The organism is Coprococcus aceti (assembly GCF_025567285.1).
GTDB lineage: Bacteria > Bacillota > Clostridia > Lachnospirales > Lachnospiraceae > Coprococcus > Coprococcus aceti.
Window position 1 is genome coordinate 141,797 of the sequence record NZ_JAOQJT010000007.1, and the last position, 18,723, is coordinate 160,519.

The 18,723-nt window shown below is 44.6% G+C and carries 11 protein-coding genes; 10 read left to right on the forward strand and 1 reads right to left on the reverse strand.

Annotation, left to right across the window (positions count from 1 at the left end):
* The first annotated feature begins 15 nt into the window (after nucleotides 1–15).
* Nucleotides 16–2,631 (forward strand): YfhO family protein, encoded by a 2,616-nt coding sequence (locus tag OCV54_RS10725; protein WP_055223943.1) that lies wholly within the window; start codon nucleotides 16–18, stop codon nucleotides 2,629–2,631.
* Here OCV54_RS10725 and OCV54_RS10730 read toward each other — a convergent pair.
* Nucleotides 2,609–3,706, reverse strand: coding sequence for a LysR family transcriptional regulator (locus OCV54_RS10730; RefSeq protein ID WP_055223945.1), 1,098 nt, complete (start codon nucleotides 3,704–3,706; stop codon nucleotides 2,609–2,611). The genes OCV54_RS10725 and OCV54_RS10730 overlap by 23 nt on opposite strands.
* A 118-nt stretch (nucleotides 3,707–3,824) precedes the next feature.
* Here OCV54_RS10730 and leuC point away from each other — a divergent pair, with 118 nt between their 5' ends.
* From leuC to OCV54_RS10775, 9 genes are all read left to right on the forward strand, one after another.
* On the forward strand, nucleotides 3,825–5,090 hold the full coding sequence (leuC, locus tag OCV54_RS10735; RefSeq protein ID WP_015533543.1) for a 3-isopropylmalate dehydratase large subunit: 1,266 nt from the start codon (nucleotides 3,825–3,827) through the stop codon (nucleotides 5,088–5,090).
* 42 nt (nucleotides 5,091–5,132) lie between these two features.
* Nucleotides 5,133–5,624 (forward strand): 3-isopropylmalate dehydratase small subunit, encoded by a 492-nt coding sequence (gene leuD / locus OCV54_RS10740; protein ID WP_022216080.1) that lies wholly within the window; start codon nucleotides 5,133–5,135, stop codon nucleotides 5,622–5,624.
* Nucleotides 5,625–5,688: 64 nt separating this feature from the next.
* Nucleotides 5,689–6,771: a 3-isopropylmalate dehydrogenase gene (gene leuB / locus OCV54_RS10745; protein WP_015533541.1), complete on the forward strand. Its 1,083-nt coding sequence runs from the start codon at nucleotides 5,689–5,691 to the stop codon at nucleotides 6,769–6,771.
* 27 nt (nucleotides 6,772–6,798) lie between these two features.
* Nucleotides 6,799–8,469 carry a dihydroxy-acid dehydratase gene (gene ilvD / locus OCV54_RS10750; protein ID WP_015533540.1) on the forward strand — a complete coding sequence of 557 codons (1,671 nt, stop codon included), beginning with the start codon at nucleotides 6,799–6,801 and terminating at the stop codon, nucleotides 8,467–8,469.
* Between the two features lie 33 nt (nucleotides 8,470–8,502).
* The gene (ilvB, locus tag OCV54_RS10755) at nucleotides 8,503–10,176 is read left to right on the forward strand and encodes a biosynthetic-type acetolactate synthase large subunit (RefSeq protein WP_022216081.1); all 1,674 of its coding nucleotides are present in this window, start codon (nucleotides 8,503–8,505) and stop codon (nucleotides 10,174–10,176) included.
* 525 nt (nucleotides 10,177–10,701) lie between these two features.
* Nucleotides 10,702–11,784 carry a 3-phosphoserine/phosphohydroxythreonine transaminase gene (serC, locus tag OCV54_RS10760; RefSeq protein WP_015533539.1) on the forward strand — a complete coding sequence of 361 codons (1,083 nt, stop codon included), beginning with the start codon at nucleotides 10,702–10,704 and terminating at the stop codon, nucleotides 11,782–11,784.
* A 30-nt stretch (nucleotides 11,785–11,814) separates the two neighbouring features.
* On the forward strand, nucleotides 11,815–12,981 hold the full coding sequence (locus tag OCV54_RS10765; RefSeq protein WP_015533538.1) for a phosphoglycerate dehydrogenase: 1,167 nt from the start codon (nucleotides 11,815–11,817) through the stop codon (nucleotides 12,979–12,981).
* Nucleotides 12,982–13,007: 26 nt separating this feature from the next.
* Nucleotides 13,008–14,099 carry an aspartate-semialdehyde dehydrogenase gene (gene asd / locus OCV54_RS10770; protein WP_015533537.1) on the forward strand — a complete coding sequence of 364 codons (1,092 nt, stop codon included), beginning with the start codon at nucleotides 13,008–13,010 and terminating at the stop codon, nucleotides 14,097–14,099.
* Nucleotides 14,100–14,320: 221 nt separating this feature from the next.
* Nucleotides 14,321–18,580 (forward strand): Ig-like domain-containing protein, encoded by a 4,260-nt coding sequence (locus tag OCV54_RS10775; protein WP_055223947.1) that lies wholly within the window; start codon nucleotides 14,321–14,323, stop codon nucleotides 18,578–18,580.
* Nucleotides 18,581–18,723: the final 143 nt, after the last annotated feature.

Sequence of the window (18,723 nt, forward strand, 5' to 3'; positions counted from 1 at the left end):
TAAGTGGGGATTGATATGGGTACAAAGCAAGGAGAAGTAAACAAACATAAAAAGAGCGGGATTCTGTATGCGGCTGTATTCTTAGTTACATTTCTGATATATACAGTAATTCTGATTCTGCAGAAAGCATATCCGTTCGGAGATAAAAGTTTTCTGACGTATGATGCATATGTGCAGTATAAGAATATGTTTCATATGTTATTTGAATGGATTTCGGGAGGTGGCAAAGGAAGCTTTATCTGGTCGATGGGAATGGGAATCGATGCTGTACAGGAGTCACTGTATTACTGCCTGAGCCCGTTCAATATCATCGTTCTGATGTTGGGAGAGAGCAGGCTGGAACTTTCCATGGTATTGCTTATCATCATAAAATCCGCCTGCCTGCCGGTCACGGCGCTTTACTTTTTCAGACATACCAATAAGAAAAATATAGAGAATGGGTACAGCCAGACAGTTGCAACGTTCATAGAGCTGGCATGCAGTATGGCATATGGACTGTCCGGGTATGTCCTTGCATATGGACATAATATTATATGGCTTGATGGGCTTATTCTGCTTCCGATAGTGGCACTTGGCATAGAGCATCTGTCAGATGGAAAAGGATGGATGTTATACACGCTGTCTTTGGCAGCGTCTATCATATGCAATTTCTATTTTTCATTCTATATATGTGTGTTTGCCGTGATATATTTCTTGCTGGAAAAACGGGAAAATGTCAGAGATTTCCTATGCAGAGGACTTTCGTTTGCTGGCTGCTCGGTGCTATCTGCTCTACTCGCAGGAGTGGTTCTGATCCCTGCCGGACTGGTGGTCATGAGAGCTGCGTCTTCGGTGACTGATATGGGACTTGAAGGAACACAGATGTGGGGGCAGTTTGGAGCGTATATATCCTCGTTCTATCCACTGAAGGATCTGGAATGTGTATCTATGTTCAGCAATAACAGTTATTGTGGAAGTATTGTTGTATTTGCTGCCTGCCTTTTTCTTTTGTCTTATGTGAGTGACTGGAAGACGAGGGTGAAATACTGTATAGCCATGGCCGTGCTTGTGCTCGCCCTGAACTATCTCCCGCTTAATTATGTGTTCCATGGCATGACGATCACACATGGACTTGGAAACAGGTTTGCATTCATATTAACATTTATATTAATTGTTGCAACATATCGAATTCTCATGAATCTTGCTAAGTTGAGACTGAGGTATATTGCTGTAAGTACTGCGGTGGCAGGCGTAATATTTGTGGCAAGTCTTATTGACAGCAGAGAGATGAGTACCCCGCTTGGCTATGTTATATTTATGCTTATGCTGGCATTTGCAGCCATTCTGTGCGTGCTTTGCAGAAGAGGAAGCATAAAGCCGGGAGTGGCTGTGTGCATTATCTGTGGCTGCTGGATAGCTGAGATTATGGGAAATGCATTATATGTAATGCCGGGCAAGACGGAGGACTGTCTTCTGACAGATGCTGTAAGACTAGATCAGTGGGAATCAGTATACAATTCCCTGGATACAGAAAATGGCACCAGAAAGAGCGCTATGGTTTATGAGAATTATGCGCCATATTCTCAGACAAACTGGTATTCATCCATGGCAAATGGAAATACGATCAGAGCGTTTTCCAGTATGGGACTTGCCCACTTTGACAATGTTGAATATATATATTCGGGAACTACACCGCTTACAGCGCTCATGTACAATGTCAGATATGTGCTGAGTCCGGAGAATGGTACTTACGCAGGGTATAACCTTGTTGCTGAGAATGACGTATACAATCTGTATGAAGCAGAAACTCCTGAGATGATGGGATTTATGTTGGATGATGGTATCGTAGACTGGAAAGCAGACAGGACACCTCTTGAAAATCAGAATGATTTTATGAAGAGTGGCTGTGGTCTGTCGTCAGATGTATTTACAGAGATTGATATATCGGATTGGAGTACTTCTTATCTCAATCAGGACACACTTAAGGAATCAGTGGGTTATTGCATATACAGAACGTCAAATGCATTTGTGCCGATGACCCGGTATGAGTTTGATGCTGAATCTGATATGGATATGTATGTCTACAGTAAGGATAGCCGTGATCACTATGTGGAGATGATCGTGGACGGAGAGCTCAGGGCATCGAATGGGTCATATGTTACAGAACAGCTGTCACATGTCGGCCTCGTAAAGAAAGGACAACATGTCAGGATAACTATAGGAGGTGCGACCAGCTCTAAAACAAGAAGTGTTGGTGAGCGATTTGTAAAGGTATACAATTACAATGCAGATGAATTTGAGAAAGCAGAAGAGAAGATACTCGATAGTCCGCTTGAGTGCACAGGATTTGGAAAGAATACTTTCTATGGAAGTGTGGATGTGAAAAATCCAGGTATCCTGTATATCGCATATCCATATGATGATGGGTTTAAGATATATGTGGATGGAGAGCCGGCAGAAAAAATTCGCCTTGGTAGAGGCAATATGGGTGTCCGGATATATGCGGGCAGTCACGATATAGAAATTGCATACAGAACACCTGGGCTTATGGCTGGCGCACTGGTTTCGCTGTTTGGAATATGCATCATGCTGTTTATGCTGAGGTGGGACAGTAAACAGAAGCATGTAATCACACCCCTACCCATTCCATAAATTTTCTCATAGCCGTACCCTGGTTCTTCACTCCCGAGTAAGCAAATCCGACAGTTCTGCTTGGAATAGGAGTGTTAAGAGGAAGCTCGGTGATGACTCCTGAGCTCAGCTGTTCCTGCGCGAATTCACGGACCACGCTTGCGACGCCCATTCCTATGGCGGCGAAGTCGATGAGGAGATCCATGTTGTTGATCTCAAGTACCTGGCTGCAGCTTATGCCCTGTGAGCGGAGATACTCGTCCACGTGGGTACGGGTTACATTTGCCTCCTCCAGAACCATGAGGTTGGAGCCTTCAAGGATGTTGACTGTTGATATATTGGACATACATGAGTTGCTTGAGTTATGAATAGTGGTAGAAGCAGAGACGCCGGATGAATGTCCGGTATCTCTGCTTTTTTTTCCCACAACTTGATCTGTTGCATCGTCATGTGTGGCAGAGACTAAGCCTGAGTTAAGCAGTGGTATAATGTTACCCTTGATGTTGCCTGGAAGCTCATCGGCAAAGCTGTATTGATCTCTGCCATTTGTACGTTCGTAGAAATTATCCAGATATTCAGGGCTTGCCACAAATACGTCATGTATCTCCTTGACAGGAGAGTAGACTATTCCCTTTGGAAGCTCTGTGTTGCAGATCAGGCCTATATCTATATCCTCATTTCTGAGGAGCTTGATGGTGTTCACGGTTGAGTGGCAGTCTATGCTGAACTTGATGTTGGGATTCTCCCTGATGAAGTCCTTCAGATAGTCCAGTAGTATGTGCTTGCACAGAGATGTGCTTACGCCGATCCTTATGTGGCCGATTCCAAGCTCCTTGTAATTCTTCAGATTTTCTTCACCCATATTCAGAGAGTCAAATGCCCTCTCAACATATTCATAGAGAACCTGTCCCTCTTCGGTCAGGGTGACACCTTTTGAGCTTCTGGAAAAGAGTGCAGTGCCAAGCTCTGCTTCCAGCTTGGATATTGATTTGCTGATCGCGGGCTGACTGATGTAGAGCTGATTTGCAGCTTTGCTGATGTTGCCGGCTTTGGCAACTGTATGAAAAATAACGTAATTGTTCAGATTACTTATCATGATATTCCTCCAGGTTATAACAACTATTCTATATATATATTGTAATTATACCTAGATGAGTGATATTATCAAGAGTAAGAATTTGTATTTAGAAACAAATGATAGGAGGACTATAAATATGGGTATGACCATGACTCAGAAGATTTTAGCTGCTCATGCAGGACTGCCATTAGTTGAAGCAGGACAGCTTATCGAGGCAGATTTGGATTTAGTATTAGGAAATGACGTAACAACTCCGGTCGCAATTCACGAGATGGAGAAGTTCAACAAGAAGGAAGTATTTGACAAGAAGAAGATAGCACTTGTCATGGATCACTTCACACCTAACAAGGATATCAAGAGTGCAGAGCACTGTAAGTGTGTAAGACAGTTCTCAGCGGCAAATGAGATCGAGAACTATTTCGATGTCGGAGCAATGGGTATCGAGCATGCGCTCCTTCCGGAGAAAGGACTTATCGTGGCTGGTGAGACATGTATCGGAGCAGACTCACATACATGTACATACGGAGCACTCGGTGCATTCTCAACAGGTGTCGGAAGTACAGATATGGCAGCAGGAATGGTGACAGGCAAGGCCTGGTTCAAGGTTCCATCAGCCATCAAGTTCAACATCGTTGGAGAGAAGGCAAAGTGGATCAGTGGTAAGGACGTCATCCTTCACATCATCGGTATGATCGGTGTTGACGGTGCGCTTTATAAGTCTATGGAGTTTGTTGGAGAGGGAATCAAGAACCTCACAATGGACGATAGATTTACAATTGCGAACATGGCCATCGAGGCAGGTGCTAAGAATGGTATCTTCCCTGTCGATGAGCTTACAGAGGAGTACATGAAGGAGCACAGCACAAAGTCATATACAAAGTATGAGGCAGACGAGGATGCTGTATACGATGCAGAGTACACCATCGACCTGTCACAGCTTAAGCCAACAGTTGCTTTCCCTCATCTCCCAGAGAATACAAAGACTATCGATGAGGTCGGAGATATCAAGATCGATCAGGTAGTCATCGGTTCATGTACAAATGGACGTATATCAGATATGAGAATTGCGGCAGATATCATCAAGGGAAGAAAGGTTGCTGACGGTGTCAGAGTTATCGTCATCCCAGGAACACAGGATATCTACCTTCAGTGTATTGAGGAAGGCCTCATGACTATATTTGTCAAGGCCGGAGCAGTGGTTTCAACTCCTACATGCGGACCATGTCTTGGAGGACATATGGGCGTTATGGCAGCAGGAGAGAGAGCTGTATCAACAACCAATCGTAACTTCGTAGGACGTATGGGTCATGTAGACTCAGAGGTATATCTTGCCAGCCCTGCTGTAGCAGCAGCTTCAGCCATCACAGGTAAGATCAGCAGCCCTGACGAACTCGGTTTATAGGATTCAGTTTATTACAGAATATTTTATAAGGAGATATAGAGTATGAAAGCACATGGAACAGTACACAAATATGGTGACAACGTAGATACAGATGTAATCATCCCTGCAAGATATCTGAATTCATCAGATCCTGCAGAGCTTGCAAAGAGCTGTATGGAGGATATAGACAAGGATTTTGTTAAGCGCGTAAAGCCAGGCGACATCATGGTGGCAAGAAAGAATTTCGGCTGCGGATCTTCAAGAGAGCATGCACCTATAGCCATCAAGGCTTCAGGAATAAGCTGCGTAATCGCAGAGACATTTGCCAGAATCTTCTATAGGAATGCCATCAATATCGGACTTCCTATCATCGAGTGCCCTGAGGCAGCAGAGGCTATCCAGGCGGGAGATGATGTGGAGATCGACTTCGACAGCGGTATGATCTATGACAGAACCCAGGGAACAGAATTTAAGGGACAGGCATTCCCTCCATTCATGCAGGAGATCATCAAGAGCGAGGGACTCATCAACTATATCAATAATAAAAATAAATAGAGTATGAGCATGTTTGGCCAGAGTGAAGATATATCATGAAAGGCAAAACAGGAAGGAGACAAAAATGCAGTGTAATTTAGCCGTAATAAAAGGCGACGGTATCGGCCCTGAGGTAGTCACAGAGGCTATGAAGGTTCTCGATACAGTTGGAGAGAAGTTCGGACATACATTTGACTATGAGCAGATCCTCATGGGTGGATGTTCAATAGATGCAACAGGCGTACCGCTCACAGACGAGGCTGTGGCAGTTGCAAAGTCAAAGGATGCAGTTCTCCTCGGTTCTATCGGAGGAAATACATCCACATCACCATGGTATAAGCTCCCTCCAAATCTCCGCCCGGAGGCAGGACTTCTGAAGATCAGAAAAGAGCTTGGCCTCTTCGCAAACCTTCGTCCAGCCAATCTCTACGATGAGCTGAAGGAGGCATGTCCACTTAAGGCTGAGATCGCAGAGCGCGGATTTGATATGATGATGATGAGAGAGCTCACCGGTGGTCTCTACTTCGGCGAGAGACACACAGAGGAGGTTGACGGAGTTATGACAGCCGTTGATACCCTCACATACAATGAGAACGAGATCAGAAGAATAGCCATCAAGGCATTTGACATAGCTATGAAGAGAAGAAAGAAAGTCACATCCGTTGACAAGGCCAATGTCCTTGACTCATCAAGACTCTGGAGAAAGGTCGTTGAGGAAGTGGCAAAGGATTACCCTGAGGTTGAGCTTGAACACATGCTCGTCGACAACTGTGCGATGCAGCTTGTGAAGGATCCTGCACAGTTCGATGTGGTTCTCACAGAGAACATGTTCGGAGACATCCTCTCAGACGAGGCATCCATGATCTCAGGTTCTATCGGAATGCTTTCATCTGCATCACTTAACGAGACAAAGTTCGGTATGTATGAGCCATCAGGCGGATCGGCACCTGACATAGCAGGCCAGAACAAGGCGAATCCGATAGCAACCATCCTGTCTGCGGCAATGATGCTCAGATACACATTTGACCTCGACAAGGAGGCAGATGCAGTTGAGAACGCTGTAAAGACGGTTCTCAAGGACGGATACAGAACAATAGATATCCACTCAGAGGGAACACAGCTCGTAAGCTGTTCCGAGATGGGTGATCTTATCTGTGAGAGAATATAGAAAGGACCATTATTGGAGGAGAATAAGATGAAGAGTGATAATGTTAGGGTTGGAATGCAGCAGGCACCACACAGATCTCTGTTCAACGCACTGGGCATGACAAAGGAAGAGATGGAGAGACCTTTAGTAGGTATCGTATGTTCATACAATGAGATAGTTCCAGGTCACATGAACCTGGACAAGATAGCACAGGCAGTAAAGATGGGAGTTGCCATGGCGGGTGGTACACCTGTTATGTTTCCGGCGATCGCTGTGTGTGATGGTATAGCAATGGGACACATCGGAATGAAGTATTCACTGGTTACAAGAGATCTGATCGCAGACTCAACAGAGGCTATGGCTATAGCACATCAGTTTGACGCGCTCGTCATGATCCCTAACTGTGACAAGAACGTTCCAGGACTTCTCATGGCAGCAGCCAGAGTAAATGTCCCAACAGTATTTGTATCTGGCGGCCCTATGCTTGCCGGACACGTAAAGGGAAATAAGACAAGTCTTTCAAGCATGTTCGAGGCTGTAGGTTCATACGCAGCCGGAACCATGACTGAGGAGGATGTATACGAGTATGAGTGCAAGACATGTCCTACATGCGGATCATGTTCAGGTATGTACACAGCAAACTCTATGAACTGTCTGACAGAGGCTCTTGGAATGGGACTTCCTGGAAATGGAACAATCCCTGCAGTATATTCAGAGAGACTTAAGCTTGCAAAGCATGCAGGAATGGCAGTTATGGATATGTACAGAAAGGGTATCAAGCCTAGAGACATCATCACAAAGGAGTCAATCATCAACGCTCTTACAGTTGATATGGCACTTGGATGTTCAACCAACTCTATGCTCCACCTTCCAGCCATCGCACATGAGATCGGTTTCGACTTTGATATCTCATTTGCAAATGAGATCAGCGCAAAGACACCTAACCTGTGTCACCTTGCTCCTGCAGGCCACACATACATGGAGGATCTCAATGAGGCCGGTGGTGTGTATGCGGTTATCAAGCAGCTTGCAGATGCAGGACTCATCAACAAGGACTGCATGACAGTTACAGGCAAGACAATAGGAGAGGCTGTTGCCAATAGTGTAAACAAGAATCCTGAGGTCATCAGACCTATGGACAATCCATATACAGTTACAGGTGGTCTGGCTGTACTCAAGGGTAACCTTGCACCAGACGGCTCTGTAGTAAAGCGTTCAGCAGTTGTGCCTGAGATGCTGGCTCACAAGGGCCCTGCAAGGGTATTTGACTGTGAGGAGGACGCAATCGCAGCTATCAAGGGCGGCAAGATCGTAGAGGGTGACGTGGTAGTCATCAGATACGAGGGACCAAAGGGAGGCCCTGGTATGAGAGAGATGCTCAACCCTACATCAGCCATCGCTGGTATGGGACTTGGTTCATCAGTTGCCCTTATCACAGACGGAAGATTCTCAGGAGCAAGCCGTGGAGCGTCCATCGGACATGTATCACCTGAAGCTGCTGTGGGCGGACCTATCGCTCTTGTTGAGGAAGGCGATATGATCGAGATCGATATCAACAACCTCAGCATCAAGCTCGATGTCTCAGACGAGGAGCTTGCAAAGAGAAAGGCTGCATGGAAGCCAAGACAGCCAAAGGTTACAACAGGCTATCTTGCAAGATACGCAGCTATGGTTACATCAGGCAACAGAGGTGCTGTTCTTGAGGTGCCAAAGAATTAATTGATCACAATTAAGGGAAAAGGAGAAAGTAAGATGTCAAAGATATCAGGTTCTGAAATTGTTATAGAGTGCCTTAAAGAACAGGGCGTTGACACCGTGTTCGGTTATCCGGGAGGAACTATCCTCAACGTATATGATGCCCTCTACAAGCACCAGGATGAGATCAACCATGTGCTCACATCACATGAGCAGGGGGCTGCCCATGCGGCAGATGGATATGCCAGAGCTACAGGCAAGGTCGGCGTATGTATGGCCACATCAGGTCCGGGTGCCACCAACCTTGTAACAGGTATAGCTACAGCATACATGGATTCCATTCCTGTTGTGGCAATAACAGCAAATGTAGGTGTAAATATGCTCGGTAAGGACAGCTTCCAGGAGGTAGACATTGCAGGTGTTGTTATGCCTATCACCAAGCACAGCTTTATCGTGAAGCACATAGATGATCTTGCACCGACCATCAGACGTGCGTTCAAGATCGCAAAGAGCGGCAGACCTGGCCCGGTACTTGTGGATATAACAAAGGATGTAACCGCAGCGGAGACAGAGTATATACCAGAGACACCGGAGGTCATCGAGAGAAAGACAGACACCATCCGCGAGGAGGATGTGAACAAAGTCCTTGAGATGATCAAGGTTTCAAGAAGACCATTTATCATGGCAGGTGGCGGATGTATCATCTCTGACGCATCAGCAGAGCTTGCAGAATTTGCAGATAAGGTGGATGCACCAGTGTGCGATACACTTATGGGCAAGGGCGCATTTGACGGAAGAAGCGAGAGATATACAGGCATGATCGGTATGCACGGAACAAAGGTGTCCAACCTCGGTGTGTCAAGGGCAGATCTTGTGATCGTTGTTGGTGCCAGATTCTCAGACCGAGTTATCGGAAATGCATCCAAGTTCGCGCCAAATGCAAAGATCATACATATAGATATAGATGCAGCTGAGATAGACAAGAACATCCCTACAAATGCCAGCATAGTCGGCGACGCAAAGGAGGTCCTGAAGCTCCTCAACAGCAAGCTTGCCGCCCAGTCCAACAAGACATGGATGTCTGAGATCGAAGACCTCAAGAAGCAGAATCCTGACGTGTACAGCTTTGACACACTGAACGGACCTGCAGCTATCAAGAAAATCTACGAGCTTACAGAGGGTGATGCGATCATCACAACAGATGTCGGACAGCATCAGATGTGGGCAGCCCAGAACTATACATTCAAGGAGCCTAGGACATTCCTGTCATCAGGCGGACTTGGAACCATGGGTTACGGTGTTGGCGCAGCTATCGGAGCAAAGTACGGCAGACCTGATAAGACAGTCATCAACATAGCCGGTGACGGATGCTTCAGAATGAATCTGAACGAGATAGCAACAGCTGCGAGATACAACGTGCCTATCATCCAGGTAGTCCTGAACAACCACGTACTTGGAATGGTAAGACAGTGGCAGACACTGTTCTATGACCACAGATATTCCAACACCGTGCTTGACGATTCGGTAGATTTCGTCAAGGTAGCAGAGGGACTTGGTGCCATGGGAATCAGAGCCAACACCCTTGATGAGTTCGAGGCAGCAATGAAGACAGCCCTGACAGCAGGCAGACCTGTGGTAATAGATGTAACAATAGCGGGAGACGACAAGGTATGGCCAATGGTAGCTCCGGGAGCAGCCATCGACACCTGTTTCTCAGAGGACGATATGTAATATATGTCAATATAAGCTCGGAAAGGCACCATATTTGTGCGCGTACAAAACATAGATATGGTGCTTATATATATAATCCCTACTTGCCGACAGGCGAAAAGAGTGCTATAGTACAGGGATATAAGCGATAATAAAGTTGTTTTACTTGATAATATAAGAATTTAGTAAAAATAACTTGTTAATCGCAAGCGGGATACACCAAAAGAACAAAGATAAGTCAGAATTTTCATATAAATGGGAACGAAGGACATTTTTGTTAAGTAAAATATCTCGCACACATTTTATTAGGTCATAAACAGATGATTTCGTAAATAAAGTAAATTAGCCTGTGTTTAGCTGCCTATATCGTTCGAAGGACATTCTCCTCCGCCGGTCCTTAGGTGGCGCTGTAGGCGGCACCTTAGTACCGCTGCAGGAGGAGACGAGCGGGAGCGCTCCGCAGAACGATATAGGCAGCGAAACACAGGCTTACATACATTAAAACAAAATCATCGTCACAACTAAAAAGAAGGAGAGATAACAAAAATGGCAAGAGTGTACAACTTTTCAGCAGGCCCTTCAGTTCTTCCTGAGGTGGTATTAAAAGAGGCAGCAGAAGAAATGCTTGATTACAAGGGAACAGGCATGAGCGTAATGGAGATGAGCCATCGATCTAAAGCCTTCGACAATATCATCAAAGAGGCAGAGAAGGATCTCAGAGATCTCATGAACATACCTGACAACTACAAGGTGCTTTTCCTTCAGGGAGGAGCTTCACAGCAGTTTGCAGCAATTCCAATGAATCTCATGAAGAATGGCGTAGCTGACTACATCATAACAGGTCAGTGGGCAAAGAAAGCATACGAAGAAGCAAAGAAATATGGAAAGGCAGTTGCAGTTGCATCATCAGCAGACAAGACTTTCTCATATATCCCAGATTGTTCAGATCTTCCAATAGATGACGATGCTGATTATGTATACATTTGTCATAACAACACTATATATGGAACAACATACCACACACTTCCTAACACAAAGGGCAAGATACTTGTTGCAGATATGTCATCAGACATTCTCTCACAGCCTGTAAATGTTGAGGATTACGGTATGATCTACTTCGGAGTTCAGAAGAACGTTGGTCCTGCAGGCGTAGTAGTGGCTATCATCCGTGAGGATCTTATCAGAGATGACGTAATGCCATTTACACCAACCATGCTCAAGTACAAGACTCAGGCAGATGCAGACTCACTCTACAACACACCTCCATGCTACGGCATCTATATCTGTGGCAAGGTATTCAAGTGGGTTAAGGAGATGGGCGGCCTTGAGGCTATGAAGGCTCACAACGAGAAAAAGGCCAAGATCCTCTATGATTTCCTCGACAGCTCAGAGCTCTTCAAGGGAACTGTAGTAAAGGAAGACCGTTCACTCATGAACGTACCATTTGTAACTGGTGACGCAGACCTTGATGCAAAGTTCGTCAAGGAGGCTACAGAGGCTGGATTTGTCAACCTCAAGGGTCACAGAACAGTAGGTGGTATGAGAGCATCTATCTACAACGCAATGCCTATCGAGGGTGTTGAGAAGCTTGTAGAGTTCATGAAGAAGTTCGAGGCAGAGAACAAGTAATATATAGTAATAGAAAAGGGAGAAAAAGACATGTCAGTAAAGATTAATTGCTTAAACCCTATCGCCAAGTGCGGTATGGAGCTTTTACCTGATACATATGAAGTAACAGACAATTTCGCAGATGCAGATGCAGTTCTGGTCAGAAGTGCATCCATGCATGATCTTGAGCTGTCAGACAACCTTCTGGCAGTAGCCCGTGCAGGTGCAGGTGTCAACAACATTCCACTTGATAAGTGCGCTGAGAAGGGTATCGTAGTATTTAACACACCAGGAGCAAATGCAAATGGTGTTAAGGAGCTTGTAGTAGCAGCACTCCTCATGGCTTCAAGAGATCTCGTTGGCGGTTACAACTGGGTCAAGGACAATGCCGCTGAGGCAGATATCGCCAAGATGGTGGAGAAGCAGAAGAAGAACTACGCAGGCAATGAGATCCTTGGCAAGAAGCTCGGTGTAATCGGACTTGGTGCCATTGGAGCAAAGGTTGCAAATGTTGCGCTTAAGCTCGGCATGCAGGTATACGGATATGATCCATATGTGTCAGTAGATGCAGCATGGGGACTTTCAAAGGATGTAAAGCACATCACAAATGTAGAGGATATCTACAGAGACTGTGATTATATAACAGTTCATGTTCCAGCTCTTGACAGCACAAAGGGAATGATCAATGCAGATGCATTTGCACTGATGAAGGACGGCGTGAAGATCCTCAACTTCGCAAGAGACGTACTGGTCAACGATGAGGATATGAAGGCGGCACTCGACTCAGGCAAGGTTGCAAAGTATATGACAGACTTCCCTAACCCAGCTATAGCAGGTTACAAGAACGTGGTAGCATTCCCACATCTTGGAGCTTCAACAGCAGAGTCAGAGGACAATTGTGCAGTTATGGCTTGTAAGGAGATCAAGGCATACATCAACGATGGAAACATCAAGAACTCTGTAAACTATCCAAACGTAAACATGGGACAGTGCAGTGATGTAGCCAGAGTTACTATCTGCCACAAGAACATCCCTAACATGCTCACCCAGTTCACAGGAGTATTCTCCAAGAAGGGCGGCAATGTATCAGGAATGATCAGCAAGGCAAAGGGCGATTACGCATATTCTATCCTTGATATCGGTGTAGAGCCAACAGCAGACGACATCGCAGAACTCTCAGCAATCGAGGGAGTTGTTAAGGTAAGAGTCATAAAGTAATAAAAGATAAATAGGAGAGAAGAAAAATGAGTGACAAGTTAAAGGTAGGTATCCTTGGCGCAACAGGTATGGTAGGTCAGAGATTTATCTCACTTCTTGAGAACCATCCTTGGTTCGAGGTCGTTACAGTTGCAGCCAGCCCAAGAAGCGCAGGCAAGACATACGAAGAGGCAGTTGGTGACAGATGGAAGATGGATACACCGATGCCAGAGGCAGTTAAGAAGCTTGTAGTATACAATGTCAATGAGGTAGAGAAGGTTGCTGCCACAGTTGATTTTGTATTCTCAGCAGTAGATATGACAAAGGATGAGATCAAGGCTATAGAGGAGGCTTATGCCAAGACAGAGACTCCTGTAGTTTCAAACAACTCAGCTCACAGATGGACTCCTGATGTTCCTATGATGGTTCCAGAGATCAATGCAGACCATGCAGAGGTTATCGAGTTCCAGAAGAAGAGACTTGGAACAGAGAGAGGATTTGTTGCAGTTAAGCCTAACTGCTCAATCCAGAGTTACGCACCTGTACTTACAGCATGGATGCCATTTGAGCCATACGAGGTTATCGTAAGCACATATCAGGCAATCTCAGGAGCAGGTAAGACATTCAAGGATTGGCCTGAGATGCTTGGCAACATCATCCCATATATCGGTGGTGAGGAAGAGAAGTCAGAGAAGGAGCCACTCAGAATCTGGGGTAAGGTAGACAAGGAGAATGGTGTGATCGTTCCTGCAGAGGGAATCACTATCACAAGCCAGTGTATCAGAGTCCCAGTTCTCAACGGACATACAGCAACTGTATTCGTAAAGTTCAGAAAGAATCCTACAAAGGAGCAGCTTATCGAGGCTATGACAAGCTTCAAGGGCGCGCCTCAGGAGCTTGGTCTTCCAAGTGCACCAAAGCAGTTTATCCAGTACCTTGAGGAGGACAACAGACCACAGGTTGCTCTGGACGTTGACTTCGAGAAAGGTATGGGTATCAGCGTTGGACGTCTCCGTGAGGATTCAGTATATGACTGGAAGTTCGTTGGCCTTTCACACAACACTGTAAGAGGTGCTGCAGGTGGTGCAGTTCTCTGTGCAGAGCTTCTGAAGGCTAAGGGATATATCACAAAGAAGTAATAAATTATATGGATATTTGAAGTGTCTGTGCTAACAATATCATAAAGATTTGCCGGGATAATGTTGCTGCTATGAAGTGAACATGTTCCGGCAATTTTTTTGTTTTGCATGGCGTTATATTATGCAGTATTATTGATAACATTATGTTGACATTGCACAAACAGGTATACTAAAATTAGATTAATTGTAAATAAACCATGAATTACTAAGGGAGGTATTTTATGAGAAAAGGGAAGAGATGGCTGGCAGCGGCTGTGAGTGCAGCGATGATTGTCCAGTCACTGGCCAGTGTTGGCCCGGTTTATGCAGCGGATGATGGCGTATCCATAGCTGACACGTTTACGGATTCGTCGTTTAGAAGCTATGTGTCGAGTAATTTCGATAAAGACAGTAATGGTTATCTGTCAGATGCGGAGATCGCGAATGTAACATCTATAGATGTTTCGAAGTGTTCTCCTGCTATATCAAGTTTGAATGGCGTAGAATTGTTCACCAATCTGTCAAAGCTGGATTGTAATGAGCAGTCTATAAGGAATCTTGATATAGAGAATCTTGAGAATCTTGAATATATAGATGTCTCAAGTAACAGAATAGACAGTCTGACATTGCCGGTAAGTGCAGAGAAACTTACATATCTTGATATAAGTGGAAACAAGATCACAAGCCTTACATCTCTGGCTGATTACAATAATCTTGTACTGCTCAATGCCAATTCAACAAACCTTTCATCGATAGATGTCAGCAATATGAAGGGGCTTAAGGTGCTTGGCGTAAGTGGAACCACCATATCAACACTTGATCTTGGCTCAAACATGGAGCTTACAACACTTTATTGTGACAGCATGCGTTCACTGCCTGTCCTTGATGTGTCAGGTCATGAGAAGCTTAAGAATCTTTATTGTGCTGGAGCAAAGAGCGACAGTGGAGTTGTTGTTCGTTCGTCAATTACCAAGCTTGACGTATCCGGTGATATAGTCCTTGGTTCGCTTGATTGTTCAAATAGCTATGTGGCTGAGCTGAACATAGACAATACCCCGGCGCTTACAACACTTGATTGTTCTAACACGAGACTTACATCAATAGATGTGTCAAAGAACACAAGTCTTAGCTACCTTGATGTCAGCAGCAATGTTCTGGGTGCGGTGGATTTTACTGCGAATACAGCACTTAGAGAGCTTTATGTCAAGGATACTGGCATAAATAAGCTTGATGTATCTACTCTCACCAATCTGGTTAATCTTGACGCATCATCAAATTCTCTTGCAGAGCTTGATATAGCATCAAACAGTTTATTGGAGAAGCTTTATATTTCAGACAATAATATCCAGGGTATAAAGCTTGATGGTCATCCTGACCTTAAAGAACTTGAGATTGACAACAACAATCTTGTGGCCATAGATATATCAGTGTGTCCTAAACTTTATGGCGATGATGGTGTGTTCAGTTGCAGTGGGAATAGCAGGGATATAACACTTGATACTACGAACTATGATTATGATTTTAGCGATTTTTCAAAAGTCTATGGTTTGCATAAGGCGTGGTATGACTATGAACTTCCTGTTGCTGTAGATAACAACGGCAAGCCTTTAACGGATGATAATGGGGTTGAAATTCATAAACGAAACAGGAATACTACAGGATACGCAGGAATACAGGGCATAGATGCCAGCAATGAGGCGTCATCCGTGACTGGAGGACAGCTTGATGGATATATATTTACAGCGGAGCCGGATGCGGAGAAGATTACATACAATTACTATACAGGAGCAGGAATGGGGAAGGTCAAGTTCACACTCAACATTCTTAACCCGCTCAAGGTCACAGTATGGTATACAACTGATGGAAATGTTGTAAAGTCAGACAGTTCTACACTCAGCTTCAGAGTTGGTGATACGACTACACTTACAGCTACGGATGACGAAAAGAATCCACACAAGAACATAACATGGAGTTCGTCAAATGAAAGAGTTGCACAGATAGACAGGGAGACAGGAGAACTGACCTGTGTTTCGGCGGGAACAGCTCAGATTAACATTCTGCTGAATGATCGTGCTATAGGATATGTGAATATGGAGTGTCACAAGCCTGTTACCGGACTTTATCTTGTAGATCAGAACGAGAAGGATGATGCAGGCAACCAGATAACATACGAGAATGGCGCAGTCATCAACATGGACTGTGGAACATATCCAAGAAATGGCTCTAAGAAGCTGGATGTAAAGTGTGTTACCGAGGATGGTCTTGCGTCCAAAGAGATATCAGGATTCACTTGTAAGGTGACTGATGTGGATGGCAAAGAAAACAATAAGGTTTTGTCGTTTAATACATCAAGTAAGACTATAACAACAAGAGGTGCAGGAATCGCATTCCTTCATTTTACATCAACTGATAATCCTGATGTAGAGACAGTAATTCAGGTAAATGTTGAACAGAGAGTAAACAGCGTGACACTTTCACAGTCTAGAATGACGATCATTGCAGGTGGAAGCAGTAATCTCGTTGCTACGGTTTCTCCAAATACTGCAGTGGAGCAGAGAGTTGTATGGTCATCATCAAATGAGAGCATTGCTACGGTCGATGCCGAGGGAAATGTGAAGGCAGTCAATCCGGGAGAAGCTGATATCATATGTACATCTGTTGATACTGAGCAGGTGTACGGCAAGTGTCATGTGACTGTACAGCCGCCTGTAAAAGGTTTGACTCTCAATATGAACAGTGCAGAATTGCTGCTCGGAGCAGATACGGAAAGCAGAAAAGTATCACTTGAGGCTGTTATCGATGCGGATGATGCAAGTATTTACAAGAATTTGAAGTGGACATCGTCAGATACAAACGTTGCTTCGGTGTCATATAGTTCAACAGATAAGACAAAGGCTACAGTTACTGCCAGATCAGCAGGAACTGCTGTTATCAGATTTTCAATTTCAGATGATGAGTATGTGGATTGCAACATTACAGTAAAGCAGAGAGTTACAAGCCTTAGAATAAACAGAGACAAGACAACAATATATGCTGGTGATACACTGCAGGTAACAAGCACTGCATCCCCTGCAACTGCATCGAATCAGGAAGTCATCTGGGCATCATCAGACGAGAGTGTTGCAAGCATTGACAAGGATGGTTTGATAACAGCCCTCGACAGAGGAACCACAGTTATCACAGCTACAGCAGCTGATGGAAGTGAGAAAACAACATCATTCACTCTTACAGTAAAGAAGTATGTAAGTGCTATAACACTTGACAAGGAGAAGCTCACTTTGTATGTGGGTGAACGAGGAACTGTTAAGCAGACCGTACTTCCAGAAGATGCAAATGACAGAAATGTTATATGGCAGTCAAGTGATCCGGGTGTTGCAACAGTATCAAACGGAACAATAACAGGTGTTAAAGCCGGAACAACAACAATAACATGTACTGCAAGAGATGGAAGTAACATATCAAAGACATGTGAGGTCACTGTTATTCAGCAGATTTCATCCATAGTTCTTGCTGAGACTAACAAGACAGTAAATGTTGGCGATAAATTTGTAGTAAATACAACTATCAATCCAGAGGATGCAGCCAGTGCAGCACTGAAGTGGACATCATCAAGTGATGCAGTTGCAACAGTAAATGAGAACGGTGAGATAGTAGCTAAGGGCCGTGGTACAGCGACAATCACATGCGAGGCTGTCGAAGGCATTGAAGGAAGAAAGGCCAAGGCAGCTCTCAGACTTACAGTTAACCAGCCGGTTACAGGAATAAAACTTAATCAGACAAAACTGAATCTGTTTGTGGGTAAACAGGGCAGAATAACATCGACTGTAGCTCCTGCTAACGCAAATAACAGAAATGTTGAGTGGACAACTTCTAACAGCAAGGTAGCAACTGTAAACAATGGTACTATCACAGCAGTATCAAAGGGAACAGCAGTTATCACATGTAAGGCTAAGGATGGAAGCGGCAAGCTTGCAAAGTGTACTGTTACGGTTTCACAGCCTGTAACATCCATCAAGCTCAATGCAACAAACAAGACTATCAAGAAGGGTGCGACATTCACACTCAAGGCAACTGTAGGTCCTGCAGCGGCAAACAATAAGGCGGTTACATGGTCATCATCGAACACCAAGGTTGCAACAGTTTCGTCAACAGGAGTTGTCAAGGCTGTTGGAAAGGGTTCGGCAGTTATCACATGTAAATCAAAGGACGGAAGCAATATTACTGCCAAGTGTACAATCAATTCAGTTATTATGGTTTCTTCGATCAAGTTAAACAAGAAGACAGCAACCATAAAGAGAAAGGGAAAGATAACACTCAGGGCAACAGTAGGTCCTGCAACTGCAAACAACAAGGCAGTTACCTGGGTTTCCTCAAATAAGAAGATAGCTACTGTAACAACAAGAGGAACAGTAGTAGGTAAGAAGAAGGGGCGTGCGGTAATTACATGTAAGGCTAAGGATGGCAGTGGTAAGTATGCAAAGTGTACAATCAGAGTAAAATAAAAATATAACAACATACAGTTGGGAGATATGATCTTAACCGTCAGGCCTGCAAAACAGGTCTGACGGTTTTTTACGTATATTGTTCTTTGCTGTTCTTTATTTTTATTTAACGTTAAAAAATGTTGTAAGCAAATAGCAATTGT

Bases quoted from the DNA above. Each gene is read 5' to 3' on its own strand.
- OCV54_RS10725 (WP_055223943.1), top strand. From the start codon at position 16: ATGGGTACAAAGCAAGGAGAAGTAAACAAACATAAAAAGAGCGGGATT.
- OCV54_RS10730 (WP_055223945.1), bottom strand. From the start codon at position 3,706: ATGATAAGTAATCTGAACAATTACGTTATTTTTCATACAGTTGCCAAA.
- leuC (WP_015533543.1), top strand. From the start codon at position 3,825: ATGGGTATGACCATGACTCAGAAGATTTTAGCTGCTCATGCAGGACTG.
- leuD (WP_022216080.1), top strand. From the start codon at position 5,133: ATGAAAGCACATGGAACAGTACACAAATATGGTGACAACGTAGATACA.
- leuB (WP_015533541.1), top strand. From the start codon at position 5,689: ATGCAGTGTAATTTAGCCGTAATAAAAGGCGACGGTATCGGCCCTGAG.
- ilvD (WP_015533540.1), top strand. From the start codon at position 6,799: ATGAAGAGTGATAATGTTAGGGTTGGAATGCAGCAGGCACCACACAGA.
- ilvB (WP_022216081.1), top strand. From the start codon at position 8,503: ATGTCAAAGATATCAGGTTCTGAAATTGTTATAGAGTGCCTTAAAGAA.
- serC (WP_015533539.1), top strand. From the start codon at position 10,702: ATGGCAAGAGTGTACAACTTTTCAGCAGGCCCTTCAGTTCTTCCTGAG.
- OCV54_RS10765 (WP_015533538.1), top strand. From the start codon at position 11,815: ATGTCAGTAAAGATTAATTGCTTAAACCCTATCGCCAAGTGCGGTATG.
- asd (WP_015533537.1), top strand. From the start codon at position 13,008: ATGAGTGACAAGTTAAAGGTAGGTATCCTTGGCGCAACAGGTATGGTA.
- OCV54_RS10775 (WP_055223947.1), top strand. From the start codon at position 14,321: ATGAGAAAAGGGAAGAGATGGCTGGCAGCGGCTGTGAGTGCAGCGATG.